24 protein-coding genes are annotated in these 25019 nt (G+C 56.5%); 12 read left to right on the forward strand and 12 right to left on the reverse strand.

Annotated elements, in window-relative coordinates; genetic code table 11:
- Positions 1-17: 17 nt before the first annotated feature.
- The 5 genes from murJ to CA948_RS12225 form a co-directional block, all read right to left on the reverse strand.
- A complete protein-coding gene (gene murJ / locus CA948_RS12205) occupies positions 18-1379 on the reverse strand; it encodes a murein biosynthesis integral membrane protein MurJ (RefSeq protein ID WP_094195596.1) in 1362 nt (453 codons plus the stop codon).
- Complete coding sequence (locus tag CA948_RS12210; RefSeq protein ID WP_108728129.1) at positions 1376-2401, reverse strand: SDR family oxidoreductase; 1026 nt, start codon at positions 2399-2401, stop codon at positions 1376-1378. Before CA948_RS12210 ends, murJ begins: the two co-directional genes overlap by 4 nt.
- A 14-nt stretch (positions 2402-2415) precedes the next feature.
- Positions 2416-3696, reverse strand: a complete 1281-nt coding sequence (tviB, locus tag CA948_RS12215) for a Vi polysaccharide biosynthesis UDP-N-acetylglucosamine C-6 dehydrogenase TviB (protein ID WP_108728130.1) — start codon at positions 3694-3696, stop codon at positions 2416-2418.
- A gap of 49 nt (positions 3697-3745) precedes the next feature.
- Positions 3746-4870 (reverse strand): MraY family glycosyltransferase, encoded by a 1125-nt coding sequence (locus CA948_RS12220; protein WP_108728131.1) that lies wholly within the window; start codon positions 4868-4870, stop codon positions 3746-3748.
- Positions 4871-5070: 200 nt separating this feature from the next.
- The gene (locus tag CA948_RS12225; RefSeq protein WP_094195592.1) at positions 5071-6027 is read right to left on the reverse strand and encodes a LysR family transcriptional regulator; all 957 of its coding nucleotides are present in this window, start codon (positions 6025-6027) and stop codon (positions 5071-5073) included.
- 289 nt (positions 6028-6316) lie between these two features.
- Here CA948_RS12225 and uraD point away from each other — a divergent pair, with 289 nt between their 5' ends.
- The 6 genes from uraD to CA948_RS12255 all read left to right on the forward strand — a co-directional run bounded on the left by uraD (position 6317) and on the right by CA948_RS12255 (position 11437).
- Positions 6317-6847: a 2-oxo-4-hydroxy-4-carboxy-5-ureidoimidazoline decarboxylase gene (gene uraD, locus CA948_RS12230; protein ID WP_108728132.1), complete on the forward strand. Its 531-nt coding sequence runs from the start codon at positions 6317-6319 to the stop codon at positions 6845-6847.
- 148 nt (positions 6848-6995) lie between these two features.
- Positions 6996-7508 (forward strand): ureidoglycolate lyase, encoded by a 513-nt coding sequence (locus tag CA948_RS12235; RefSeq protein ID WP_094195590.1) that lies wholly within the window; start codon positions 6996-6998, stop codon positions 7506-7508.
- Complete coding sequence (locus tag CA948_RS12240) at positions 7505-8296, forward strand: class II aldolase/adducin family protein (RefSeq protein WP_108728133.1); 792 nt, start codon at positions 7505-7507, stop codon at positions 8294-8296. Before CA948_RS12235 ends, CA948_RS12240 begins: the two co-directional genes overlap by 4 nt.
- 24 nt (positions 8297-8320) lie before the next feature.
- Positions 8321-8506, forward strand: coding sequence for a 4-oxalocrotonate tautomerase (locus CA948_RS12245; RefSeq protein ID WP_094195588.1), 186 nt, complete (start codon positions 8321-8323; stop codon positions 8504-8506).
- 372 nt (positions 8507-8878) lie between these two features.
- Positions 8879-10363, forward strand: a complete 1485-nt coding sequence (locus CA948_RS12250) for a nucleobase:cation symporter-2 family protein (RefSeq protein WP_094195587.1) — start codon at positions 8879-8881, stop codon at positions 10361-10363.
- 198 nt (positions 10364-10561) lie between these two features.
- A complete protein-coding gene (locus CA948_RS12255; RefSeq protein ID WP_108728134.1) occupies positions 10562-11437 on the forward strand; it encodes a hypothetical protein in 876 nt (291 codons plus the stop codon).
- Between the two features lie 63 nt (positions 11438-11500).
- Here the strand turns inward: CA948_RS12255 and CA948_RS12260 are convergent, their stop codons facing one another.
- On the reverse strand, positions 11501-12418 hold the full coding sequence (locus tag CA948_RS12260) for a LysR family transcriptional regulator (RefSeq protein ID WP_108728135.1): 918 nt from the start codon (positions 12416-12418) through the stop codon (positions 11501-11503).
- A gap of 110 nt (positions 12419-12528) precedes the next feature.
- Between CA948_RS12260 and gcl the strand changes: the two genes are divergently transcribed.
- The 6 genes from gcl (at position 12529) to pyk (ending at position 19399) form a co-directional block, all read left to right on the forward strand.
- On the forward strand, positions 12529-14304 hold the full coding sequence (gene gcl, locus CA948_RS12265; RefSeq protein WP_108728136.1) for a glyoxylate carboligase: 1776 nt from the start codon (positions 12529-12531) through the stop codon (positions 14302-14304).
- A gap of 28 nt (positions 14305-14332) precedes the next feature.
- Positions 14333-15121 carry a hydroxypyruvate isomerase gene (hyi, locus tag CA948_RS12270; RefSeq protein ID WP_108728137.1) on the forward strand — a complete coding sequence of 263 codons (789 nt, stop codon included), beginning with the start codon at positions 14333-14335 and terminating at the stop codon, positions 15119-15121.
- Between the two features lie 39 nt (positions 15122-15160).
- The gene (locus CA948_RS12275; protein ID WP_108728138.1) at positions 15161-16045 is read left to right on the forward strand and encodes a 2-hydroxy-3-oxopropionate reductase; all 885 of its coding nucleotides are present in this window, start codon (positions 15161-15163) and stop codon (positions 16043-16045) included.
- 204 nt (positions 16046-16249) lie between these two features.
- Entirely contained in the window at positions 16250-17527 is a 1278-nt protein-coding gene (locus CA948_RS12280) for a glycerate kinase type-2 family protein (protein WP_108728139.1), read from the forward strand.
- Between the two features lie 22 nt (positions 17528-17549).
- Positions 17550-17948 (forward strand): GlcG/HbpS family heme-binding protein, encoded by a 399-nt coding sequence (locus CA948_RS12285; RefSeq protein WP_009461115.1) that lies wholly within the window; start codon positions 17550-17552, stop codon positions 17946-17948.
- Between the two features lie 29 nt (positions 17949-17977).
- Positions 17978-19399: a pyruvate kinase gene (pyk, locus tag CA948_RS12290; protein ID WP_094195580.1), complete on the forward strand. Its 1422-nt coding sequence runs from the start codon at positions 17978-17980 to the stop codon at positions 19397-19399.
- Between the two features lie 611 nt (positions 19400-20010).
- On the opposite strand, the gene coq7 is transcribed toward pyk, so the two are convergent.
- Genes coq7 through CA948_RS12320 form a run of 6 tightly spaced genes read right to left on the reverse strand, consistent with a single transcriptional unit; the run spans position 20011 to position 24899 of the window.
- Positions 20011-20679, reverse strand: coding sequence for a 2-polyprenyl-3-methyl-6-methoxy-1,4-benzoquinone monooxygenase (gene coq7 / locus CA948_RS12295; protein ID WP_094195579.1), 669 nt, complete (start codon positions 20677-20679; stop codon positions 20011-20013).
- 31 nt (positions 20680-20710) lie between these two features.
- Positions 20711-21346 carry a hypothetical protein gene (locus CA948_RS12300; protein ID WP_108728140.1) on the reverse strand — a complete coding sequence of 212 codons (636 nt, stop codon included), beginning with the start codon at positions 21344-21346 and terminating at the stop codon, positions 20711-20713.
- Positions 21346-21981, reverse strand: coding sequence for an SCO family protein (locus CA948_RS12305; protein ID WP_094195577.1), 636 nt, complete (start codon positions 21979-21981; stop codon positions 21346-21348). The genes CA948_RS12300 and CA948_RS12305 overlap by 1 nt, the downstream gene beginning before the upstream one ends.
- 21 nt (positions 21982-22002) lie before the next feature.
- Complete coding sequence (locus CA948_RS12310) at positions 22003-22590, reverse strand: c-type cytochrome (protein WP_108728141.1); 588 nt, start codon at positions 22588-22590, stop codon at positions 22003-22005.
- Between the two features lie 55 nt (positions 22591-22645).
- Positions 22646-23236, reverse strand: a complete 591-nt coding sequence (locus CA948_RS12315) for a cbb3-type cytochrome c oxidase subunit II (RefSeq protein ID WP_094195575.1) — start codon at positions 23234-23236, stop codon at positions 22646-22648.
- A gap of 7 nt (positions 23237-23243) precedes the next feature.
- Positions 23244-24899: a cbb3-type cytochrome c oxidase subunit I gene (locus CA948_RS12320; RefSeq protein ID WP_094198253.1), complete on the reverse strand. Its 1656-nt coding sequence runs from the start codon at positions 24897-24899 to the stop codon at positions 23244-23246.
- Between the last annotated feature and the right edge of the window lie 120 nt (positions 24900-25019).

A 25019-nucleotide genomic window follows, 5' to 3' on the forward strand; every position in this document is an offset into this window, starting at 1 on the left:
CTACTGTGCACGTTTTCCTATTCCTGCGAACCAGACGCGAAGGCACTGGCTGGCCTCAAGGCCAAGATGAAATAACAAGTGAAAGAAGCCGCATACATCAGACTGGTCGCCAGCATGATGCCCGACGGGCCCATGCGCGCCGCCAGAATCGGGTTCAGGGCCGCTTTCACCAAAAAATTGATCACGGCAATGATTGCCATGGATTTATAACGGTTCTGACTGGCCAGCAACTGCACCAGAATCAGCACCCCAAAATAAAAGGGCAGTTGCACCAACCCCCAGCTAAACACCTGGGCGACAGTGGCCGTATCCTGCGCCGTGAACGCACCACGCTCAAACAGCAGTGCCACCCCCCAAGGAGCCAACAGAACGCCAATAGCGGCAGCCACCCCACCGGCCAGCAACATCATGACCGACCACTTCAAGGCCATGGAGCGAGCACGGGCGTTATCACCCCGACTTTGAATATCAGCCAGTACAGGCAAGGCAGCACGGCCTACGGAGGCAGCACCCACCCCCAGCACCAGAGCCAGCAAACGAGTGGCGTAGCCCAACGTCGCGTTGGCATTAGCCCCCAAATTGGCCGCCGTATATTGGTCGATAGGGCCGACAAAGCTCATGGCAACCTGCCCCACCAGCATGATGGTGGCGGCCTTGAGCAAATCCGGCCACTGCTCGGCACGCAGGCTGATTGTGGGGCGAGCCCAGATCTGATCGGCCCGTGAGGCCAGAATCATCAGCCACACCGCCTGAATGGTCATGCCCAGTAAGGTGCCCCAAAGCAAGGGACCAATACCGGCATTCCCGCCCGCTGCCAGCACCCAGATCAGAATGACAAAGGCTGGGACACTTTCCAGCAAGGTATTGATATGCCGCTCATGTGCCCGCAAGCGGGCGGCACTCAGGCCAATCATCAGCGTTAGAACCGCCGCAGGCGCAAAGGCAAACAACAACTCCCGGCTCATTTCATGAACGGCAGGGCTTAGCCCTTGTCCGGTCCATTGCAGCACCCAGGGCCAGCTAATCCAGATCAAGACTCCCAATACGCAGCCCAGCACAATGCACCAGGCTTTGAGCTCACCCAGAAAACGGCTGCGCGCAGCCGGTTCCAGACGATGCAAGCGCACCAGCACGGGAATCAACACCACAGACATAGAGCCGACAATCGTCACTGGCAACCAGTTGGCCATGACCATTGTGAACTGGTAGGCATCGACGACATCGCTTACACCGTAGCGATAGGCCACCGCCATTTCTTTGAAAGCGCCCGCTGCCTTGCCCAGCAATAGAAAAAACGCCACCCGCATCGCCCCCAGGGCAATGCGGCGGTGGTCGTCATGCAGACTAGACAGACGTGCTTTCAGGCCGGCCCAAATCAACTCAGGAACGCCACGTACCAGGGCATGGCTGTATTCAAACCCTGCAACATCGTGTGAGTCGGCTCGTAACCCAATTGTGTACGAGCCTTGGTGATATCCGCTTGGGAGTGCAGTACATCACCGGCGCGAAAATCGGCATAGATGGGCTGCTTGGTGTAATTCACACCATTGCTGCTCAAGGTCTGCTTCAAGTGCTCGAACAACTCGTTCAGGCTGGTGCGGGCATTGACAGCGACGTTATACACCTCAGCCACAGCCGGCTTTTGCTGCACGGCGGCCAGGATATTCATTTGAATGACGTTGTCGATAAAGCAGAAATCGCGGCTGGTTTGGCCATCCCCATTAATTTGCACATCCTGGTTCTGGATCATGGCCGAGACCCATTTGGGAATCACTGCGGCGTATGCACCGTTAGGGTCCTGACGTTTACCAAACACGTTGAAGTAACGCAGGCCCACGCTGGAAAAGCCATAGGCACTGGCAAACACATCCGCATACAGCTCGTTCACGAATTTGGTGACCGCGTAGGGGGACAAAGGGCGACCAATCGTATCTTCCACCTTGGGCAAGCCGGGGTGATCACCATATGTAGAGCTGGAAGCCGCATACACAAAGGCTTTAACCTGTTCGTCACGCGCTGCCACCATCATATTCAGGGCACCGCTCACATTGACCTCGTTGGACGTGAGCGGATCGTTCAAGGAACGTGGTACCGAACCCAGAGCCGCCTGGTGCAGCACATAGTCCACGCCCTTGACGGCTTCGCGACAGGTATCCAGGCTGCGAATATCGCCTTCAATAAAGCGAAAACGGGCCCAGCGCTCGGCACCGACCTGATCACGCACTTCATCCAGATTGTATTGGTGGCCGGTTGCAAAGTTGTCCAGACCCACCACCTGCTGATCCATTTTCAGCAGAGCTTCCAGCAGGTTGGACCCGATAAAGCCGGCACAGCCCGTAACCAGCCAGGTTTTGGGCTGGTTACGCAATTGCTGGTTCGCCTGTTCAAATGTAGAGCTCATAATGCTTTCCGAAATTAAAGGCGCAGATCAGACTGTTCGCGATCGAACACATACTTCAAGTCATAGAGTACATGCTCGGGCTTGCCCCATTGGCGCACGCCTTCCACACCCATCTCTTTGAACTGCTTGTGGGCAACAGCCACGATCACGCCGTCGTACTCACCTGCTTGGGGAGTCTCGACAGGCGTAATACCGTATTCGTGCTGGGCTTCTTTGGGGTCAACCCATGGGTCATACACGTCTACATGGACATCGTATTGCTTGAGTTCATGCACGATATCGACAATTCGGGTATTACGCAGATCCGGGCAGTTTTCCTTAAAGGCCAGACCCAACAACAGGACGCGCGCACCTTGCACCTGGATGCGGCGCTTGGTCATAGCTTTAACCAGTTGTGAAGCCACGTAGCCGCCCATCGAGTCGTTCAGACGACGACCAGCCAGAATAATCTCGGGGTGGTAACCGATGGCTTGCGCCTTGTGGGTCAGGTAGTAGGGGTCTACGCCAATGCAGTGACCGCCCACCAGACCGGGACGGAAAGGCAGGAAGTTCCACTTGGTGCCCGCCGCTTCCAGCACGTCCAGGGTATCGATGCCCAGACGGTTGAAAATCAGGGCCAATTCGTTGATCAGAGCGATATTCACGTCACGCTGGGTGTTCTCGATCACCTTGGCAGCCTCAGCCACACGAATGGAGCTGGCCTTGAAGGTGCCCACCACAATGATTTCGCGATACAAGGCATCCACCAGCTCAGCCACTTCAGGCGTCGAGCCGGAAGTGACTTTCTTGATGGTGGAAACGCGGTGTTCCTTGTCGCCCGGATTGATACGCTCCGGGCTGTAACCGGCGTAGAAATCTTCGTTGAAGCGCAGACCCGACACTTGTTCCAGCACGGGCACACACACTTCTTCGGTAGCGCCAGGGTAAACCGTGGATTCGTATATGACGATATCGCCACGCTTGAGCACTTTACCGATCGTCTCGGAAGCACGGACCAGCGGGGTCAGATCGGGCTGCTTGAATTGATCAATAGGTGTCGGCACGGTCACGATGAACACATTGGCCTGAGCCAGCTCATCAGCCTCGCAGGAATAGCTCAGACCACTGGCCTGGGCCAGCTCTGCGCTCTCGACCTCCAAAGTACGGTCTACCCCTTCCTTGAGTTCGGCGACACGACGCGCGTTAATGTCAAAACCAATAACGGAACGCTTTTTGCCAAACTCTACCGCCAAAGGCAAACCGACATATCCCAAGCCAATGACGGCCAGTTTCACATTCTCAAGTTGCAACTTCATTCTCCAGTTAGCGCTATGCGCAAGGAATAATCTTGAACGCCTGACAGTATCAGTCCCGATCTACTCGCCGCCGTACCGAGGGCAACAGCAACCAGGAAGGGCGACGCCACGAAACCAGACGGGAATAGAGCCAGATATAAACCAATGAGAAGGCCAGCATGCTGGCACACAACGCCCAGGTATTGTCCCACCAGATCGTGGCCGGAACCAAACCGATCAAGGCCAAAACCCATAGGTAAGGCGAAGTCATGGCATTACAAAACGTGGGCAAGGCCCCACCGCTGTCACGACTGAACGTGGCACGCACCAGACGACGAAACACCAGTTGGTGCAGATGCAGTGCATCGGGCTGGTCCACGGGCACACCACGCTTGAAGCGGCGCCGCCAGATCGAAAACATCGTTTCGAAAACAGGATAAAACAGCACGGCCAAGGCGTAAAACGGCGACACACTGGGGTTACGCACCACCAGTTGCACAGCCAGTTCAGCCAGCATGAATCCCAGGAAATACGCGCCGCCATCCCCCAGGAAAACTCGTCCGAATGGAAAATTCCACACCAGAAAGCCCAAGGTGGCCGAGGCCAGTGAGGCCGCAATCAGAAAAATAGGAATGTCCTGCACCTGCAAAGCCACCAACGCCAGCGACAGAGCCATCAAGGTGGCGATCATGCCCGCCAGGCCGTTCATCCCGTCAATAATATTGAGGGCATGTGTACAGCCGCCCACGGCAATCATGGTAAAGAGCAGCGAAATGGGCCAGAAGCCCAGAACCCAATCGGCCCAGCTGACTCCAACGCGCGACACGCCACCCAGCAACCACCAGGCAATCGCCGCCGACAGGAAGGCAGCCAGCAAACGCTTCAAGGAGCCGACGTCCTTGGTAATGTCCTCGACCAGACCCGCCACAAAGACCGGCATGGCTGCCAGAAACAAGACTGGCCACAGCCAGGTCAGTGTCATATTGCTGGGACCCAGAACCAGCAAACCGGCCAAACTGCCTGCAACCACGGCCAGCCCACCCACGCGAGGGGTCGGGCGGGAGTGGGACGCTTGAGGTTTACTAAGGTCGCTGTCCCCAGTCAGACGGCCATGCCAACGCTCGGAGGCCACAATAAGCCCGCCGACCATAAAAGCCACGACACAGATATACAACCAAGTTAGGGACTCCCCCATCTGAGGTAAAGACACCGCAAAACACCCTGCAAGGTTAGGAACTACATCATTATCAACCTGCCTTCCGGCTTGTGTCCGTGACCAGTCGCTTTAAATGCAACAATTTCCGTCAAGTTCCGTATCACTTTTGTGTCGGCAGGAGTAGCTCGCTAATTTGCCCGAGCACGGGCCTGAAAGCAAGTATTTTAGGGGTTTAGGGCTCAGGAATCGGGTTGCGACAACGGTTCTGTCGAGGCCAACTGATTCCCGCACTCGGTCAGGAGCCGCCGTAACCAGCGATGGCTGGGCGAATGCCGATTACGTTCATGCCAGAGCTGATAAAAACGCATGGGAGGAAACTCCAGCGGTGCCTCCAAAATAGCCAGGGGCAATAAACGGCAATAGAACTCGGCAAAATGACGTGAAGTCGTAAAAATCAGGTCTGTATTCTGTAGCAAATACGGCGCTGCCGAGAAGGACTGCACCGCTACGCTTTCATCGCGCTGAATACGCAAGCTCGCCAAGGTCGTGTCGATCACACCGCGTTGGTTGATGGAGTACGGCATGGGCACCACGTGACGCGCCCGCACGTAATCGTCCATGGTCAAGCCCTTGCGCGCCAAAGGATGCGTCGCGGCAACCAGGCAGACGATCTGATCTTCCAGCAACACGGACAAGTGCATGCGATCCGGCGGTTCGGGCCAGTTGCCAATAACCATATCCAGATCGCCTTCAGCCAAAGAACGCTCGAAATCAAAACTGGCATCCAGAGAGTGCAGATTCAAACGCGCGCCCGGTGCCTCACGGCGCATGCGCTCGACCACACCACCGATAAAGACAGGGGCCAGATAGTCCGGCGCTCCGATATGAAACTCACTGCGGCTGACCTGAGGATCAAAACTGTCTGGCGCGTTGACCATGCAGTCGATCTCGGCCAAGGCTCCTTTGGCATGAGCCAGCAGACCCATGGCACGCTCGGTGGGCACCATGCCCCCTTTTTCGCGCACCAGCAAAGGATCGCCAATAATGTCACGCAAGCGTCGTAAGGCCGCACTGATAGCAGGCTGCGACTGGTTCATTTTGAACGCGGTACGCGAGACGCTGCGCTCGGTAACGAGTAAGCAAAATACCCTCAAGAGATAGGTATCAAGCGGGTTATCCCCACGTCGGGCGGCCATCTTATTCTCTCCTTCTTATGCTTTTTTCCAGCATGATAATGACATACATGCACAATACGAGATGGCGTATATCATTTATACGCCTAATTCTATTTTATTTATAAACAGAAAACTTAAACTGGTCCCATATAAGAAAATCATAGCCCACAGGCGGTGGTTTATAAGGGTTTGAATACATCAAACAGACTGTATAAACGTCCACCCACCACCCTTGATAAAACGGTCCCCAGGCCTGATCCTGGAGCCGCCTGGGCTCGCACTCTTTACGCTTAGACAATCGGACTGACACATGACCACTCAAACCCTTACCACCACACATGCGCTAGCTGAACTATCCAGCCTGGATCAGAGGCAGTTTGTGGATAGACTCGAAGGTATTTTCGAACACTCCCCTTGGGTCCCTGAGCGTAGTTGGAACCAGCGTCCGTTTGACAGCGTGGATCAACTGCATGCCTGCATGGTGCAGGTGGTCCAGGACGCCTCGTACGAAGAACAAAAGAACCTGATCTGTGCTCACCCCGAACTGGCTGGCAAAGAAGCCGAGCAAGGGACACTGACCAGCGCGTCAACCGGAGAACAACGTGGCGCCGGCCTGGACCAATGCTCGACCGAAGAATTGGCCCGCCTACGTGGCCTGAACGCCCAGTACCGTGAGCGTTTCGGCTTTCCCTTCGTGATTGCCGTCAAGGGTTTGAGCCGTTACCAAATCATGGATACAGTAGAAGCCCGCCTGAACAACGATGCTGAGCTCGAGTTTCAAACTTGTCTGACCGAAATCGGCAAGATTGCCCGTTTCCGTCTGGATGCGCTGCTGGCCTGATTTTCCCGCCTGCTGGCTCGTCCAGAAGATCCATCCCGTTCACGGGGTAGCACCAGCCTTCGGGTACGCTCCCCCTTGTTTGCTCTGAGTTTTCGTGGCGCGGCTGCCTACCGCCCCACGCGAGTCTGTCTTATCAAGGACCTCTGCCATGACAATCACATTGAAGTTGGAAACCCTGACAGCCGAAGCCTTCGCCCCTTTTGGTGATGTCATCGAGGCCTGCGACACGGTTCAGCACTTCACCATCAACGACGGCAATACCGAGCGCTACCACGATCTGGCCAAAATTGAACCGGGCCCAGAGGGTCACGCGATTGTGTCCATTTTTCGTGGCCAGCCACGCACCCTGCCCTTTACCGTGGAAATGATGGAGCGCCACCCCAAGGGGAGCCAGGCCTTCATTCCCCAGTCCGGCCAGCCATATCTGGTGATTGTGGCCCCCGCCGGCCCCACTCCCAAGGCAAGCGATCTGCGCCTGTTCCTGGCTCGTGGCGATCAGGGCGTGAACTACGCAACCGGCGTATGGCATCACCCCTTGATGGCCCTGAATCAAGTAGCCGACTTCATTGTGATTGACCGCAAAGGCCCTGGTGACAACTGCGATGTGATTCAGTTGGAAGAAAAAGCCACCATCGCTGAACTGGAAACCACGACAGCGTGAGCCAGTCCTGTCCTATCACGCCGGACATCGAGGCCATTTATGCCCATCGTCCGGCGGATATTGATCCCGAGCACTGGCGCGCCCGCGTCAATCTGGCCGCCGCTTACCGGCTGGCGGCCCGCCAGGGCTGGGACGATATCATCTACACCCACCTTTCCCTGCGCCTGCCCGGCCACGACGACATTTTCCTGATCAATCCCTTTGGTCTGCGCTTTGATGAAATCTGCGCCTCCAATCTGCTCTTGATTGATACCCAGGGCCAAGTTGTGGACGGCACAGGCCGCCGTGCCAACCCCAGCGGTTTTGCCATTCATGGTGCCGTCCACCGCGCTCGTGCCGATGCACACTGTGTCATTCATTTACATACAGATGCCTCAATTGCGGTCTCGGCCCTGTCCTGTGGATTGCTGCCCCTGTCCCAACACGCCATGCGTTTCTGGCAGGATATTGGCTACCACCCTTACGCCGGCCTGGCCTTTGCGCCCGACGAGCAACAAGCTCTGCTCCAGCACTTAGGCAAATACCCCGCCCTGCTTTTACGCAATCACGGGGCGCTGACCTGCGGGCGTACGGTGGCCGAAGCCTATGTCCTGATGGACGCGCTAGAGCGCGCCTGCCGCATTCAACTGTCTGCCATGGCAGCAAGCCCCCAATTGCACCTTCCTACCCAGGATGTACTGGCTTTGACACACCGCCAACTTTTGCCGGGGAACGAGCCAGAGGGCTTGTTAGAATGGCCAGCCTTGCTGCGCAAGCTCTACCAGAGCGAGCCGGATTTTTGCCGCTAATCCCATCCCCCTTACGGAGTCTCTATGCCTTCTATTAACGTACAACTATTCGACGGCCGTCCTGTGGAAATCAAACGTGAACTTGCCCAGGCCCTGACCAAAGAAGCCTGTCGCGTGCTTGGCTGTACACCAGAGGCAGTTGATATTGTCTTTACCGACGTCAAACGCGAGAACTGGGCCACGGCCGGTGTTCTGTGGTCAGACAAATAAGCAGATTTCCCAAAGCGGTTGACAAGCCGCTTTTTTTATCCCTATCAGTTTCGCCGCCCCCGCTAAAACCATGCACCAACCCGTAGTTTGGCGGCTTCTAACACAGTTTTTGAGACTGGACTAGGTGGGCAATACCCCTAGCGGCGTAAAACACATGAAAAAAGCAGGAATTGGCTCGTCCCTGGCTTGAACACAGCGCCCCGTCTACCGGGCTTATCTCCTTTCACCATTACACCAATCAGCCTGCCATACGCTTTTACGTATTCTACTTATCAAGCCGTACTGCCTTCCAGTGATACAGCCCATCCGATAACTTTATGCTTACGCGCCCAGGCATCGGCTGCGCATAACGTATTAATAAAGGAGACCCGGATGTCCGCCAACCCAGAAGTGTCCACACCTGTTGCTTGTGACGGTGTAGATGAACGCCTACCAACGGGGCGCCTGGCAACCCTTGGTTTGCAACACGTCATGGTGATGTACGCGGGCGCAGTTGCTGTCCCCCTGATCATTGGCGCGGCTTTGGGCCTGTCTAAAGAACAGATCGCATTCCTGATTAATGCCGACCTGTTGTGTTGTGGCCTGATTACCATCATTCAGGCTCGCGGTCTGGGCATGTTCGGCATCAAGCTGCCCGTCATGATGGGTGTGTCGTTTGCAGCGGTCAGCCCCATGATCGCCATCGGCCTGGACCCACAACTGGGCCTGCCCGGTATTTTTGGCGCCACGATCCTGGCCGGTATCTTCAGTATTCTGATCGCTCCGGTATTTAGCCGTCTGATGGGCCTGTTCCCCCCTGTTGTGACCGGCATCATCATTACCGTCATTGGTGTAACGCTGATGCGCGTGGGTCTGAACTGGATTGGTGGCGGCGCTCCCACCATTACAGATCCGGCCACCGGCATGTCCATCCCCAATCCCGACTACGGTTCGTTGGAAAACCTGGGCATTGCCCTGATGGTGCTGACCGTCATCTTGCTGATCACCAAGTTTGCGCGCGGTTTCCTGGCAAACGTGGCGGTGCTGATTGGCCTGCTGGTCGGTTTCTTCGTTTCCTTGGCCATGGGTCGCATCACCTTTGAAGGTCTGGATCAGACCAGTTGGTTTGCTGTGGTGACTCCATTTCACTTTGGCGTACCGACTTTCAGCTGGGCCCTGCTGGGCGCAGCGGCGGTCCTGTCGCTGATCATGGTGGTGATCATGGTTGAATCGCTGGGCATGTTCCTGGCACTGGGTTCCATCTGCGGCCGTCCTACCGACCGTGAAGCGCTGGTGCGTGGTCTGCGCACCGACGGCCTGGGCACCCTGGTGGGCGGCATCATGAACACTTTCCCGCACAGCTCTTTCTCGCAGAACGTAGGGTTGGTCAGCGTGACCGGTGTGCGCAGCCGCTGGGTATGTGTCATGGGCGGTGCCTTCCTGATCATGCTGGGCCTGTTTCCCAAAATGGCGTTCATCGTGGCCTCCATTCCCAACTATGTTCTGGGTGGCGCTGGCATCGTGATGTTTGGGATGGTGGCTGCGACTGGCATCAAGATCCTGATGTCGGCCAACCTGAACCGCAACCCTTACAACCCCTACATCGTGGCCATCAGCCTAGGCTTTGGCATGATCCCCCTGGTTGCCGAGCACCTGCTGGACAAGATGCCACCCGCGCTGGCTCCCTTGCTGCATAGCGGAATCTTGCTGGCTGCCGTCTCTGCCATCTTGCTGAACCTGTTTTTCAACGGCATGGAAAAGTACGCCGACCAAGGCCACGCTGTTGAGTCCACCGCAGCCACCCAGGCTCGCAAACAGGCCAACGCCCAAAAAGCGGCTGAAGAAACCAGCAATCAACTAGCCTCACAAAACGGCTAAGTCCCCCTTTTGAATAGCCGCCCACGCGTGAAACCGGGCGGCTATTCAAATTTCTGCAATACCTTCATAAAAGTATCGACTGTCCATAATTAATCTAAGCAAGGTCAGTAGCACCCACGCAAAAAAAACTACAGCAGCAGGCCACAAGGGACACCAGATCCCAGGGACCTGTTTGCGCCCATTCAAAGAGGAGACACCATGAAACACCGACACCCTGCTCGCTGGGCATACGCCCTGCTAGCCGCCCCCCTGCTGTCCAGCCCCGCTTTCGCAGCCGACTGGAGCGACACCTTTTTAGGCTACCGCTTCAGCACGCAGTACACCGAGCCGATGAACGACCGGACTATCCAGAAGCACATCCTGAGCCTGACCCACGTCAATGGCTACAGCTTGGGGCAGAACTTCTTTAACCTCGACATCCTGCAATCGGACCGCTACGACCCCTCCAATGGCAACGGCAGCAATGGCGCCACCGAGTTCTACGCCACCTATCGCCACCAGCTCTCCATGAGCAAGGTATTCGACAAGAATCTGAGCTTTGGCCCCGTGAAAGATGTAGCCGTCACAGCGGGTTTTGACCTGAATACCAAAAACACCGCCTTTGCACCGCGCAAACGCCTACTGGTGCTGGGCCCTACCTTTAAATTCGATGTGCCCCGAGGCTTTGTAGATCTGAGTCTGATGGTTGGGAAAGAGTGGAACCACTGCGGTCTGGGCGCTCCCGCCTGCCCGGACAGCCGCCGCTCTTTCGACACCCAGTTTCTGGCCAGCCTGAACTGGAATCTGCCCTTTGATGTGGGTTCAGTGCCTTTGAAGTTCCAGGGCTTTGCCAACTATGCCGGCCCCAAAGGTGACGACTACGCCGGTATCAGTACCAAGTCTGAAGTGCTGGTTCGCACGTCTTTGATGGCTGACGTGGGTAAAGTGGCTTTCGACAAGAAGAACACCTTGTGGGTGGGAATTGGCTACGAGTACTGGTACAACAAGTTCGGCAACCGCTACAAGGCAGACGGCAGCCTGAAACCCGGTATCAAAACCAGCGCCCCGACCGTACAGTTGGAATGGCATTTCTAAGTCGTACGCAGCAAAAAAACCGCTTTTCGAAGCGGTTTTTTACAGTTGAAATACGCAAAAACGCTAGAACCTCACCTCGCCATCCCAGTAGCCCGGCGTGTTATAGATGGCGCGCAAATAGTCAATAAAACGCCGCACCTTGGCCGGTAAATAGCGCTGCTGCTGATACACCGCCTGGATATCGTAGCTGGGAATCTCGAACTCATTCAGCACCGTTACCAGCTCGCCCCGCTTGAGTTCTGGCTGAATTTCCCAGGTAGATCGCCAGCCTATGCCCCAACCTTGCTTGACCCAATTAAAAAGCAGTTCACCGTCATTGCAATCCAGGTCCCCATCGACTCGTACCGCCAAAGGCCGGCCATCACGCAGGAAGGTCCAGCCGCGTTGCTGACCGCCTTGCAAGTTAAAGGCCAAGCAGTTGTGACGCGCCAGATCTTCAGGCACGCGCGGTACACCATAGCGCTCAAAGTATTCAGGCGTGCCGCATACCACACGCCGGTTCGGATACAGGCGAACGGCCACATAGTTGGGGTCAGTCACTTCACCAATCCGCAAGGCCATGTCATAGCCCTCACGCACCAGATCCACCACGCTGTCGGTGAAGTTAAAAGACAGCTTCAGCTCGGGATAACGCTTTTTGAAGGACAAGGCATGGGGCGCTACATGACGGCGCCCAAAGGCCGCCGGAGCCGATACCACCAGGTGTCCGCGCACCACTTTACGCTGGGCGCTGATACTGGCTTCGGCCTCTTCAAAGTCCTTCAGAATTTGTTTGCACTGCTCCAGAAACTGCTCGCCCAGATCGGTCAATGTCAGCCCGCGAGTGGATCGGTGCATCAAGCGCACCCCCAGACGCTGCTCCAACGCATCCAGGCGGCGACCCATGACCACGGGGGTGACTCCTTCGACCACGGAAGCGGCCGCAAAACTGCCTTTTTCAGCGACCAATGCAAAACTTCTAATTTCGGTGTAACGGCTCATTCAATACTCCAAGTATCGATAGAAACAATCGTACCACCATTTCTAGGCAGGTCCATCACTCCTTATTATCGAGTTGTGAATTTCGTCAAACGATGATCTAGGAGATATCAATGGCTCGAATGAGAGCAGTGGACGCCGCCGCCGCAATTTTACGTAAAGAAGGCGTGAGCACCGTATTTGGCGTGCCCGGCGCCGCCATCAACCCCTTCTACTCCGCCCTGCGCAAAGAAGGTGGCTTTGATCACATTCTCGCCCGTCACGTGGAAGGCGCTTCCCACATGGCCGAAGGTTTTACCCGTGCCAATCCCGGCAATATCGGCGTATGTATCGGTACTTCCGGCCCCGCTGGCACCGACATGATCACCGGCCTGTACTCCGCATCGGCTGACTCGATCCCAATTCTGTGCATTACCGGTCAGGCCCCTCGTGCCCGCCTGTACAAAGAAGACTTCCAGGCGGTGGACATTGAATCCATTGCCAAGCCTGTGACCAAATGGGCTGTAACAGTTCGCGAACCCGATCTGATCCCGCGTGTGTTCCAGCAAGCCTTTCACATCATGCGCTCGGGCCGCCCCGGTCCTGTGCTGATTGATATGCCTATCGACGTGCAGATGGCCGAGATCGAATTCGATCTGGACACCTACTCACCACTGGAAGCCTACAAGCCAACCGCCACCCGCGCCCAGGCTGAAAAAGCCATCGAACTGCTGAACGCTTCCGAGCGTCCGCTGATCGTCTCCGGTGGTGGCGTGATCAACGCCAACGCCTCCGAGCTGCTGCAAGAGTTTGCCGAGCTGGTCAATGTGCCGGTCATCCCGACCCTGATGGGCTGGGGCACGGTTGCCGACGATCACCCGCTGATGGCCGGCATGGTGGGTCTGCAGACCTCGCACCGCTACGGCAACCAGACTTTGCTGGCTTCGGACTTCGTATTCGGTATCGGTAACCGCTGGGCCAACCGCCACACCGGCTCCGTGGATGTGTACACCGAAGGCCGAAAATTCGTGCACGTAGATATCGAACCCACACAGATCGGTCGCGTATTCGGCCCTGATCTGGGCATTGCCTCGGACGCTGGCGCGGCACTGAAGCTGTTCATTGAAGTGGCCAAAGAATACAAGGCTGCCGGCAAGCTGCGCGACCGTGCCGCCTGGGTTGCCGATTGCCAGAAGCGCAAAGCCACCTTGCAGCGCAAAACCAACTTCGACAACGTGCCCTTGAAGCCTCAGCGCGTATACGAAGAAATGAACCGCGCCTTTGGCCCTTCGACCACCTACGTCAGCACTATTGGTCTGTCGCAGATTGCGGCCGCCCAGTTTCTGCACGTGTACAAGCCACGTCACTGGATCAACTGCGGTCAGGCAGGCCCATTGGGCTGGACTATTCCCGCCGCTCTGGGTGTGGTTGCGGCTGACCCCGGCCGTGAAGTAGTGGCCATTTCGGGCGACTACGACTTCCAGTTCATGATTGAAGAGTTGGCCGTGGGTGCGCAATTCAAGCTGCCTTACATCCATATTCTGGTCAACAACGCCTACCTGGGTCTGATTCGTCAGGCACAGCGTGGCTTCGAGATGGACTATTGTGTACAACTGGCCTTTGACAACATCAACGCCCCTGAAACCGAAGGTTATGGTGTGGATCACATCACTGTGGTGGAAGGTCTGGGTTGCAAAGCCATCCGTGTACACAAACCCGAAGACATCCAGCCTGCCATTGAACAGGCTCGTGCATGGATGAAAGAGTTCAGCGTGCCGGTTGTGGTCGAACTGATTCTGGAGCGCGTCACCAACATTGCCATGGGCACCGAACTGCACAATGTGACGGAATTCGAGTCCCTGGCCGAAGCGGGTATTGACGCCCCCACCGCCATCTCGCTGATGGACTGATTGCTGATTTAAAAAACGGAGTAGCACTATGCCAAAATTTGCCGCCAACCTGACCATGCTGTTTAACGAGCACGACTTCCTGGATCGCTTCCAGGCAGCGGCCCAAGCCGGTTTCAAGGGAGTGGAGTACCTGTTCCCCTACGCCTACGACAAACAGCAACTGGCTGACAAACTGCAACAACACGGTTTGACCCAAGTGTTGCACAACCTGCCTGCGGGCGACTGGGACGGCGGCGAGCGCGGCATTGCAATCCTGCCCGAGCGTGTGGGCGAATTCCAGGACGGCGTTGGCCGTGCCATCGAATACGCCACAACGCTGGGCTGCAAGCAAGTCAACTGCCTGGCGGGCAAGCTGGCCGAGGGCGCAGACCGTGAACTGGCTCACAAGACTTTGGTCAGCAATCTGCAGTTTGCAGCCGCCAAGCTGAAAGACGCTGGTCTGCGTCTGCTGGTTGAACCCATCAACACCTTCGACATCCCCGGTTTCTACCTGAATCGCACCGAACAGGCTGCGGCTCTGTTGCAGGACGTGGGTTCGGACAATCTGTTCATCCAATACGACGTCTACCACGCCCAGCGCATGGAAGGCGAGCTGGCCAACACACTGAAAAAGCACCTGGACAAGATCGCACACATCCAGATCGCGGATAACCCAGGTCGCAACGAACCGGGCACAGGCGAGATCAACTACGCCTGGCTGTTCAAGTACATCGACAGCATTGGCTACCAGGGCTGGATCGGCGGCGAGTACAAGCCCGCTGGCGTGACCGAGGATGGCCTGGGCTGGATGACTGAACTGACTGAAGTCACCGCCTGATCGTCAGATACCTGCAAATAATTATTAGGAGATTACACAATGGCTAAAATCGGTTTTATTGGTTTGGGCATCATGGGCGCACCCATGGCCGTCAACCTGATCAAGGGTGGTCATGAGCTGTTTGCCTACACCCGTGGCGACTTCCCCAAAAGCGTGAAAGAAGCCGGTGCAACCGTTTGCGCCAACGGCACCGAAGTCACCCGCCAGTCTGACATCATCATCACGATGGTGCCCGACACCCCGCACGTGGAAGACGCACTGTTTGGCGAAGACGGCGTTGCCGCCGGTCTGACCGCTGGCAAGATCGTGGTGGACATGAGCTCCATCTCCCCCGTGGCCACCAAAGGCTTTGCCGAGCGCATCGTCAAGCTGGGCTGCGAATACCTGGACGCTCCGGTATCCGGTGGCGAGGTCGGCGCCAAAGCCGGCTCGTTGACCATCATGGTGGGCGGCAAGCAAGAAGCCTTCGACAAGGTCAAGCCGCTGTTTGAACTGATGGGCAAGAACATCACCCTGGTCGGCGGCTACGGCGACGGTCAGATCACCAAAGTGGCCAACCAGATCATAGTGGCCTTGACCATTGAGGCCGTGGGCGAAGCCCTGTTGCTGGCCTCCAAGGCCGGTGCCGATGCAGGCAAGGTCCGTGAAGCGCTGATGGGCGGTTTTGCCAACTCCCGTATTCTGGAAGTGCACGGCGAGCGCATGGTCAAGCGCACGTTTGATCCGGGCTTTCGCATTGAACTGCACCAGAAAGACTTGAACCTGGCCCTGACCACCGCGCGTCAGTTGGGCGTGGCTTTGCCCAACACCGCAACAGCCCAGGAACTGTTCAACACCTGCGCCGCCCACGGTGGCGCTGCACAAGACCACTCCGCCATGGTCCGTGCTCTGGAAATCATGGCCAATTACGAGATTGGTCAATAAGACCGGTTCAAGGATGCTCCCGTCCGGGCTGGTTTTTCTCTCCATTTAACCAGCACGGCTGGGACGTCCGGCAAGCGGGCTGCTGCCCGCTTTTTACCGCCAGGTCCCCCCATCTTCGGAGCAGCAAGTCGAAGCGGGGATGTGAAGGCGTGTTGTCGCGCAGTAAGATGGCCTGTTGCCATCGCTCTGCTTTAGGATTGCCCCATGAAGATCGAGCCACAAGACTTACTCAGCAAAATGTTTCAGGCTGCCGTCAACGCGGCTCAACCCGAACACTGCATCCCGCCCTACCTGCCCGATGCTCCTAAAGGGCGCACCATTGTGATCGGCGCGGGTAAGGCATCAGCAGCAATGGCCCAGGCCCTGGAGCGTCACTGGGACAAAGGCCCTATCAGCGGCGTGGTCGTGACCCGGTACGGCTACAGCGTGCCGTGTGATCACATCAAGATTCTGGAAGCGTCCCACCCTGTGCCCGACCAGGCCGGCGAAGACGCAGCCCGCGAAATTTTGCGCACGGTCAGCAATCTGAACGAGGACGATCTGGTGATTTGCCTGATTTCCGGAGGTGGCTCGTCTCTGCTGCCTCTGGCCGCAGAAGGCATCACCCTGGCCGACAAACAAGCCATCAATAAGGCGCTGCTGAAATCGGGCGCCTCGATTGGCGAGATGAACACCGTCCGTCGTCACCTGTCTGCCATCAAAGGAGGGCGTCTGGCTGCGGCTTGTGCTCCTGCCCGTGTTCTGAACCTGCTGATTTCCGATGTTCCCGGCGACAAGCCCATGGACATCGCTTCTGGCCCCACGGTGGCCGATCCCACCACGTGCGAGCAAGCGCTGGAAATCATCACCCGCTACGGCATCGACATTCCCGCCGCAGCCCGTGCCCTGCTAGAGAGCGGTGATGGCGAAACCATCAAACCCGACGATCCACGCCTGACTCATGTCACCACCCATTTGGTCGCCACACCACAACTGGCCCTGCTGGCTGCCGCTCGTGTCGCTGAGGCCCGGGGCGTGCGTCCCGTCTTGCTGGGCGACAGCATTGAAGGCGAAGCCCGCGATGTCGGCAAAGTCATGGCCGGTATCGCCTTGAGCGTTGCCCAACATGAGCAGCCTGCCCAGGCTCCCTGCGTGCTGCTCTCGGGCGGAGAAACCACCGTAACCTTACGCGGCCAGGGTCGAGGCGGTCGCAATGTGGAGTTTCTGCTGTCCACCGCCATCGCCTTGAACGGGGCCCCCGGTATCTACGGCTTGGCAGGCGATACCGACGGTGTGGATGGCCAGGAAGAAATTGCCGGAGCCTTCTGCGGTCCAGACACGTTGGAGCGTGCCTGGCAACAAGGTATACGCCCCAGGGCCAGTCTGGACAATAATGATGGTCATGGCTTCTTTGAAGCCTTGGATGACGCCTTGGTCACGGGCCCGACCCTGACCAACGTCAACGATTTCCGTGCCATTTTGGTTTTATCCCCTAGCGATTAACGCTTTTCATAAAGGACTGGACATGAGAGACACAAAAGTACTGACCCTGGCCGATGTTAAAAAAATAGCTGCCGCTGCCGAGCAAGAAGCGCTCAAGAACAACTGGGCTGTCAGCATCGCCATTTGCGATGCAGGCGGTCACGCGCTCTGGATGCAGCGTATGGACGGCGCTCCCTTGATGAGCGCCCAGGTTGCCCCCGCAAAAGCACACACCTGCGTACTTGGTGGTGGCAAGCCCAGCAAGGTATTTGAAGACATGGTCAACAATGGTCGCTTTGCTGCTCTGTCCATGCCCATTACGCCACTGGAAGGCGGCGAGCCGATTGTGGTGGACGGTCAAGTCATTGGTGCCGTCGGCGTGTCCGGCGTGAAAGCACCTGAAGACGCTCAGATCGCCCGCGCCGGTATCGCTGCTCTTTGAGCTATCGATCCCCCTAAGGACAACAACCCATGAAACGTCAACGTCATTCCCGCATTCTGGCTACGCTGGGTCCTGCCAGCTCCACGCCAGAGCGCATTCGTGAATTGTTCGAGGCCGGAGCTGATGTATTCCGCCTGAACTTTAGCCACGGCAGCCACGAGGACCATGCCGCGCGCTATCACACCATTCGTCAGATTGAAAAGGAAACCGGTCGCAGTATCGGTATTCTATTGGACCTGCAAGGCCCCAAGCTGCGCGTTGGCACAATGAAAGATGGCCGCGTGACATTGGAAACCGGCCAGAAATTTCGTCTGGATCTGGACCCTGCCCAGGGAACCAGCCAGCGTGCCTACCTGCCCCACCCCGAAATCTTCGCCGCTCTGGAAGACGGGACAGACCTGCTGCTCGATGACGGCAAGCTGCGTCTGCGTGTGGACAGCTTTGGTCCGGATTTTGCAGAAACCACCGTCATGGTTGGCGGTCCCCTGTCCGATCGCAAAGGCGTGAATGTACCCGGCGTGGTACTGCCTATCTCGCCCTTGACCGAGAAAGACCTGGTCGATCTGAAGTTTGGACTGGAATTAGGCGTGGATTGGGTTGCGCTGTCCTTTGTGCAGCGTCCTGGCGACATTCGTGAAGCCCGCGAGCTGATCGGTGACAAGGCCTGGATCATGGCCAAGCTGGAAAAACCACAAGCGTTGGAGCACCTGGAAGAAATCGTCCAGCTGTGCGACGGCGTGATGGTGGCACGTGGCGACCTGGGCGTGGAAGTCCCCCCCCAGCGCGTGCCTGTGTTGCAGCGTCAAATCGTGCGTACTGCCCGTGCGGCAGGGCGACCGGTGGTCGTTGCCACACAGATGCTGGAATCCATGATCTCCTCGCCTGTCCCTACGCGTGCTGAAGCCTCCGACGTGGCCACCGCCATTTACTCGGGCGCCGACGCCGTCATGCTGTCTGCCGAGTCGGCCGCAGGCCAGTTTCCACTGGAGGCTGTGTCCATCATGGACAGCATCATCAAAGAGATCGAAAACGATCCTAGCTGGCGCACCATTCTGGAAGCCAACCACAGCACCGCCGAAGCCAGCACCGCAGACGCGATCTGCTGCGCCCTGCGTCGTGTGGCCAGCATTCTGGAACCAGCAACAAACGTGGCCTACACCACGACCGGCTTTAGCGCCTTGCGCGCCAGCCGTGAACGGCCCATCGCCCCTATCCTGGCACTGACACCCCGTGTGGAAACCGCACGCCGTCTGACCTTGGCCTGGGGTGTACATGCCGTGCCTTGCGAAGACGTCAGCGATCTGGGCGAAATGATTGATCACGCGACCGATATGGCAGCGCAGCATGAGTTCGCTCAGGCTGGCGACACCATCGTAATGATTGCCGGTGTTCCCTTTGGCACCAGTGGTCGCACAAACTTGCTACATGTGGCTACCGTTCCACAAAAGTAAGCTCACCCAAAGCAGGTAAAAAAAACCTTGTCCATCAACATGTTGGACAAGGTTTTCTACATTCAGGCTCCCGCTTCATAACCGGGCTCAGCCCCCAGATCAAGCTTGCACATCCACACTTACTGCGACACCCGCCTAAGGAGGCCCTGGCACAGGCTTTCACGCTATACCAAGCGCTCCGACAAACACAGGCAAAAAAAAACCCGAGATCTAAAGATCTCGGGCAAATCCACCAAAGGAGGAGGGTGGAGGAGACAATCGTGGCAAGTTGGGCTACTAGATAAAATATCGAGCCAGAAAGCTAAGGGTTATTACGCTTGTGCTTTTGCTTATTCCCGCTTTCTTTTCAACATCCAATAACTGCAGTCTACCTACAAAAATGCTGCAATGCAAGATAAATGCTGAGGAAAACCCTTAGATCGCCATCTTGTCGCTTTAATACATCAATTTGCTAGCGCAAATCCCCTGTCAGGTATCTAGTCGTTAACCCTAGGCCGTCTATCAAGCCTTGAGGCTATAAATCAAAACGGGCCAACTATTGGCCCGTTTTACCCGCTACCGCTCTGAAAACCCAGTACTCAACGATGAGCGACTTAGCCAGGAAACTTCTTTTACAGGCGATAAGCCGTGGTCGTCATCACCTTGGACATCATGCGCATCAAGGTTTTTACCGGAGGCGGCAAACCGGCTGCACCATGATTCTCGGCGGTACGACGATGTTCAATTTCGTCATCGCGCATTTTTTCTACAATGCGGCGCGAGCGATTATCGGTGGCAGGCAAGGACTGCAGATGACTTTCCAGATGCTCTTCAACCTGACGTTCAGTCTCGGCCATAAAACCCAGGTTATACGGCACCCCTGCCCGGCTGGCGAGCAAGCCCAGCGCAAAGGATCCGGCATACCACAAAGGGTTGAATACGCTGGGACGGCTGTCCAGTTCACGCAGCCGGTCATCGCACCAGGCCAGATGATCAACCTCTTCCTGCGCGGCTTGCAACAGCACTTCCGTCGCCTGCGGATCTTTACACAGCATGGCCTGGCTACGGTACAAGGCTTGGGCACAAATCTCGCCCACATGGTTCACACGCATCAAACCTGCCGCATGACGGGCTTCGTCCGCCGTGATCTCGGACACTTCCTTACCCGCGGGATTCGGGCGCGAAGCACGTGCGGAACGTCCCAATACTTCCAAAGCCCGATTCGTCTCGCTCAGAATCTGGTCAAAAAAGCTGTTGCGCCGGTACAGGCGATTATCGCTATTGGAAACGGTATGGCTCATGAGGACACCTGCAAAACAAAATGGATGGGTATTATTGCCGCAAAAAGGCGATCACGGCCTTGCTCTCGGACAAGAGCCAAAGCAATGGCAGCACACAAGCCATGATAACCAGCCCTATGCCGGCAATCTCTTGGTCGGACTGTAGGTAGAAATTACAGAGCCGAACCGGATTGTCGTAATACAGCAAACCCACAATGGCCATCATCCAACTGAAGTTGCCAAAGAAAAACAGGCGAAACACCAAGTGGGCACGTCGCCAGGACTCCATAAACAACATGCCCATCAGCACTAGACCAATATATTTGGCAGTGGCCATCGAAGGCGATACCAGAACATCATCCAGCGCCTTGGGAACCATCCAGTAAGCCGCAGCAAAACTGACCAGGATCAGGCCGGGCAAACCATATTCATTCATGGCGTAATAAGGGCGCAGCAAGGCCTGCATGGCAGGCGAACGGCCTACCCCCTGATAGCGCAATGCCAGTTGCAAGGCAACGCCCGAGAGCACCAGCAACGGAATATGCACCAGCATGTGCAGACTCATGGATACCGTCAGGGGACGATCCCAAAAAGCAGCACATGCAAACAGCACGGCAGCCAGCAAGGCCAGCGCGCTACCTAAATAGGGACGTACCGTGGAGGGCGCAACAACACGCTTCAGCGACATTACAGCCCCTCCGTCTTGTTCAGGTTCTCTAAGGCCCGTTTGGCGTAGGCCAGGGCCAGCATAGGCTCGCCATAATCCACGATACGCCCCAGGCGCGGCTCGGGGCTGACGACGTGGTAGGCCGCGTTATGCTCGTACTCGTCAAAGGGGGCAGGAATCACGATGATGCCAAAATCATCCAGTACACGCTGGCGCTGGTCCCCCGGCATCATGGTGACAAACTGCCAGACGTCGGGATTGGCCTTCATGGTTTTGCTGTAACGGCGCAAGTGATCGGGCGAGTCGGTAGGATCGAAGCTGATGCTCAGCAGACGTATGCGATCCTGCAAACCTTCGTCCACAATGGCTTTTTGCAGTTGCTGATACTCCGAGCCCATCGCCAGACATAGCGTGACGCAGCGGGTATAGATGAAATTGACGATGGTGATGCGGCCATCATTTTGCAGCAGAGAACTTAGCTGGGTACTGCCCCCGGCTGGGAGCAGTACTTCGACATCGGATATCAGACGCGGCGAAGCGGCGACATCATTGCGACGGGCCGTCTCGGCGGTCAGGGCAGTGAACCCTTGTGTCAGATGAGCCAGAGCCCCAATACCCAGGGCAAAAACCAGGAGAATACTTATAAATAGTCTCATCGCTGGCCCATCATTTCAGTCCTACTGTTCCATGGGAGCCAAGTCGGCGTCCCCATTCCAAGGATCGGTTTTATCAGCTGTTTTTTCACGTTCGGCTTTGACAAAGGCCACGTCTACAGGATCGGCGCTATTGCCACCCAACTCTGTACGCAGGTAATTAACAACAGCCGTCATTTCCTCGTCGTTGAACTTCTCGCGGAACTCAGGCATTGCACCATTGTACTTATTACCCTTGACGGTAAGCTCACCGGTAATACCATGCAGCATGATCTGGACCAAAACTTCTGGCTTGCGCAGCACCCACTCGGAACCAACTAGTGGAGGGAACACACCTGGAACACCTGCGCCCGTTGCCTGGTGACAGGCGGCACATTGGGCTACGAACAACTGCTGACCATCAACCGCGCCTTCAGGCAATTCGAAGTCGGCAACGATACGGTTGTCACCTACGGTTGAGTCATGGCTCAAGTCGCTGCTGAAGATATAGTAGATGCCCCACAGGAACAGACCTGCAATGATCAGCAGAACTACCCAAGGAATCGGCGCTGCATTTTCTTCCGGATCAGCATTCTCACGCAGCTGCGCGTCATATTTACGTTTGTCGCTCATTCTAATTCTCCGAGGCGCCCCGCCGTGCGGGGCGCGCTAGCTCAGCAATGCCTGTTTATTTGATAACGCTGGCTGGCGATACGGGATACGTACGATCCAGCGCCAACAGGTATTGAACCAGGTCCAGGGCCTCTTGCTTGGCCACAACCACCTTACCCTCAGGCGCAAATTCACCGGGTAGATTGACAACTTTATCGCCTTCCTCTGCCTTGTCCTTGAGCTCGAACATGAAGGGGTAAGAAGGCATATTGCTGCCAGGGGTGTAGGCGCGAGGCTGATACAAGTGACCCAGGTGCCAGTCCACGCTAGGCTGACGAGCACCAATATTGAGCAGGTCAGGACCGGTACGCATGGTGCCGAGCAAGTGAGGGGTGTCGTAGTAGTAGTCGCCTGCCACCGAGGCACGACCCCAGCCACGCTGGAAGTCGGGAGCCTGGTTTTGGCTGCGTGGCTGCTGCGAGTGACAGTAGACACAGCCCATATCGATATATTCCTGACGGCCGCGCAGTTCTACCTCGGTGTAAGGCTTGAGCCCTGGAGAGGGCTCCACCCTTTTCACCTGCAGATAAGGGACAACGACCAGAGCCGATGTGGCCAGGGCCAGCGTCACCATGGCGCCGCCCAATAGTTTGTATTCGCTTTCCATGACTAAATCATGCCTCCACTACATTGCGAGTTGCCGAGCGCTGGTGAAACAGGGCTGGACCAATACGACGGCTGCCATAGCGCAAAGCCATTGCCACAAAGTGGAAGGCAAACACAAGGTGACCCAAAGTCATCAAACCGCCACCAATCGAGCGCGACTTCAGGTAAGGCATCGTGACAAACACCGACTCCATGAAGGACTTAGCCGGATCAAGCATGGCCACACCTTGCAACCAGCCGCCAATGCTCAAACCGATGGCGTAAATGGAGAAACCAATCACGACCAGCCAGAAGTGCAGGGAGATCAGTTTGGGGTAAGGCCATTCCCAGGACATCACACGTGGCATCACATAGTAGATGGCGCCGAACATCACGATGGTAAAGAAGCCATACAAGCCGATATGGGCGTGGGCAACCGTGAAGTGCGTGAAGTGGGTAATCGTGTTGATGCTGCGCAGCGCTTCAAAGGAGCCTTGAATGGAGCTGACGGTGTACATCATGCCACCCAGCACGATAAAGCGCAGAGTAGGCGAGTGAATCAGGGTACGGAAGTGCCCTTTCATGGTGTAGTGCTGGTTAATCGAGAACGCCAGCACAGGGATGATCATCATCATGCTTTGCACGATGGACAGTGTAATCATCCACTGCGGCACAGGACCACCGACCAGGTGGTGACCACCGACCTGACCGTAGAAAAATGCCAGGCCCCAGAAGCCCACCAGAGACAGGTTGTAAGAGCTGATAGGCTGGCCAATGATCTTGGGCAGGAAGTAATACACCGTAGCCAGGGCCATCGGCGTGTAGAACAGACCCAGCACGTTGTGACCAAACCACCAGTTCATGGTTGCTTGCTCAACACCCACGTGCACGGCAGGCAGGTTACCGACCAGGAACAGGATGGGGAACCAGAACAGGGCTGCGCCCATGTACCACACCGACACATACAGGTGGTGAGCACGACGGTTTTGCAAGGTGAAAACCAAAGGCAAGGCAGCCAGAGCACCACCGATAACCATCAGGATATCAACCTGCCAGGGCATCTCCAGCCATTCCATACCGTCGGTGATACCCATTGCGATACATGTCAGACCGATAGCCAAGCCGATATTCCACAAGATCCCGCCCGTGATGGCATAACGCGCACCGATCAAAGGAGTCTTGAGCAAACGCGGCAGCATCCACATGGCAACGCCGAAAGCGGCCATTGGCGCCCAGCCATACGCCACACCGTTCAGGTGCAGCGTACGCATGCGCCCGAAAGTCATCCAGGCGTGCTGCGTCAGAAATTCGGGATCGTGCAACTTGATCGAGCTGATCAAACCTGCCGTCGAGGCAAACAGCAGCCAAAAGACCGAACAGGCCAGCAAAATGAACGTGACCGAAGCGGTGGAGCGGTCAGCTTCAACGCGTTCTGCCAACTCAAGACTGAGCGCCTGACGGTCTTCAGCAGAAATCGTCTTGCGACCCATTTCTTCTTGAAGTGCCTGACGTTGTTCAGGGGTGGCGGAAGGGTCATCTACCTGCCCGATCTCGCCTTTGGAGAAGATCTCACGCGAGGCAGCGGGACTGTGGTCAAAGAAGTTACGTCGTAACGACCAGATGAAAACAAAGAGTCCTGTAACGGACAATATGAAAGCTAGTAGCAGTATTGAAACGGTATTCACAATGATCCAGGCCTGGTTAATGTGAAGCTGCCAAGCAGCTCGGCGGCACTTGACGCGTCGCAGATCGAAAGAGCATGGACGCAAAAAATCTGCGACTGCCTAGGTCGCGAGAGCCGTCAT

Origin of the sequence: Alcaligenes aquatilis (assembly GCF_003076515.1) — a bacterium.
Classification (GTDB): Bacteria; Pseudomonadota; Gammaproteobacteria; order Burkholderiales; family Burkholderiaceae_B; genus Alcaligenes; species Alcaligenes aquatilis.

Bases quoted from the DNA above. Each gene is read 5' to 3' on its own strand.
- CA948_RS12210 (WP_108728129.1), bottom strand. From the start codon at position 2,401: ATGAGCTCTACATTTGAACAGGCGAACCAGCAATTGCGTAACCAGCCC.
- tviB (WP_108728130.1), bottom strand. From the start codon at position 3,696: ATGAAGTTGCAACTTGAGAATGTGAAACTGGCCGTCATTGGCTTGGGA.
- CA948_RS12220 (WP_108728131.1), bottom strand. From the start codon at position 4,870: ATGGGGGAGTCCCTAACTTGGTTGTATATCTGTGTCGTGGCTTTTATG.
- CA948_RS12225 (WP_094195592.1), bottom strand. From the start codon at position 6,027: ATGGCCGCCCGACGTGGGGATAACCCGCTTGATACCTATCTCTTGAGG.
- uraD (WP_108728132.1), top strand. From the start codon at position 6,317: ATGACCACTCAAACCCTTACCACCACACATGCGCTAGCTGAACTATCC.
- CA948_RS12235 (WP_094195590.1), top strand. From the start codon at position 6,996: ATGACAATCACATTGAAGTTGGAAACCCTGACAGCCGAAGCCTTCGCC.
- CA948_RS12245 (WP_094195588.1), top strand. From the start codon at position 8,321: ATGCCTTCTATTAACGTACAACTATTCGACGGCCGTCCTGTGGAAATC.
- CA948_RS12250 (WP_094195587.1), top strand. From the start codon at position 8,879: ATGTCCGCCAACCCAGAAGTGTCCACACCTGTTGCTTGTGACGGTGTA.
- CA948_RS12255 (WP_108728134.1), top strand. From the start codon at position 10,562: ATGAAACACCGACACCCTGCTCGCTGGGCATACGCCCTGCTAGCCGCC.
- CA948_RS12260 (WP_108728135.1), bottom strand. From the start codon at position 12,418: ATGAGCCGTTACACCGAAATTAGAAGTTTTGCATTGGTCGCTGAAAAA.
- gcl (WP_108728136.1), top strand. From the start codon at position 12,529: ATGGCTCGAATGAGAGCAGTGGACGCCGCCGCCGCAATTTTACGTAAA.
- hyi (WP_108728137.1), top strand. From the start codon at position 14,333: ATGCCAAAATTTGCCGCCAACCTGACCATGCTGTTTAACGAGCACGAC.
- CA948_RS12275 (WP_108728138.1), top strand. From the start codon at position 15,161: ATGGCTAAAATCGGTTTTATTGGTTTGGGCATCATGGGCGCACCCATG.
- CA948_RS12280 (WP_108728139.1), top strand. From the start codon at position 16,250: ATGAAGATCGAGCCACAAGACTTACTCAGCAAAATGTTTCAGGCTGCC.
- CA948_RS12285 (WP_009461115.1), top strand. From the start codon at position 17,550: ATGAGAGACACAAAAGTACTGACCCTGGCCGATGTTAAAAAAATAGCT.
- pyk (WP_094195580.1), top strand. From the start codon at position 17,978: ATGAAACGTCAACGTCATTCCCGCATTCTGGCTACGCTGGGTCCTGCC.
- coq7 (WP_094195579.1), bottom strand. From the start codon at position 20,679: ATGAGCCATACCGTTTCCAATAGCGATAATCGCCTGTACCGGCGCAAC.
- CA948_RS12300 (WP_108728140.1), bottom strand. From the start codon at position 21,346: ATGTCGCTGAAGCGTGTTGTTGCGCCCTCCACGGTACGTCCCTATTTA.
- CA948_RS12305 (WP_094195577.1), bottom strand. From the start codon at position 21,981: ATGAGACTATTTATAAGTATTCTCCTGGTTTTTGCCCTGGGTATTGGG.
- CA948_RS12310 (WP_108728141.1), bottom strand. From the start codon at position 22,590: ATGAGCGACAAACGTAAATATGACGCGCAGCTGCGTGAGAATGCTGAT.
- CA948_RS12315 (WP_094195575.1), bottom strand. From the start codon at position 23,236: ATGGAAAGCGAATACAAACTATTGGGCGGCGCCATGGTGACGCTGGCC.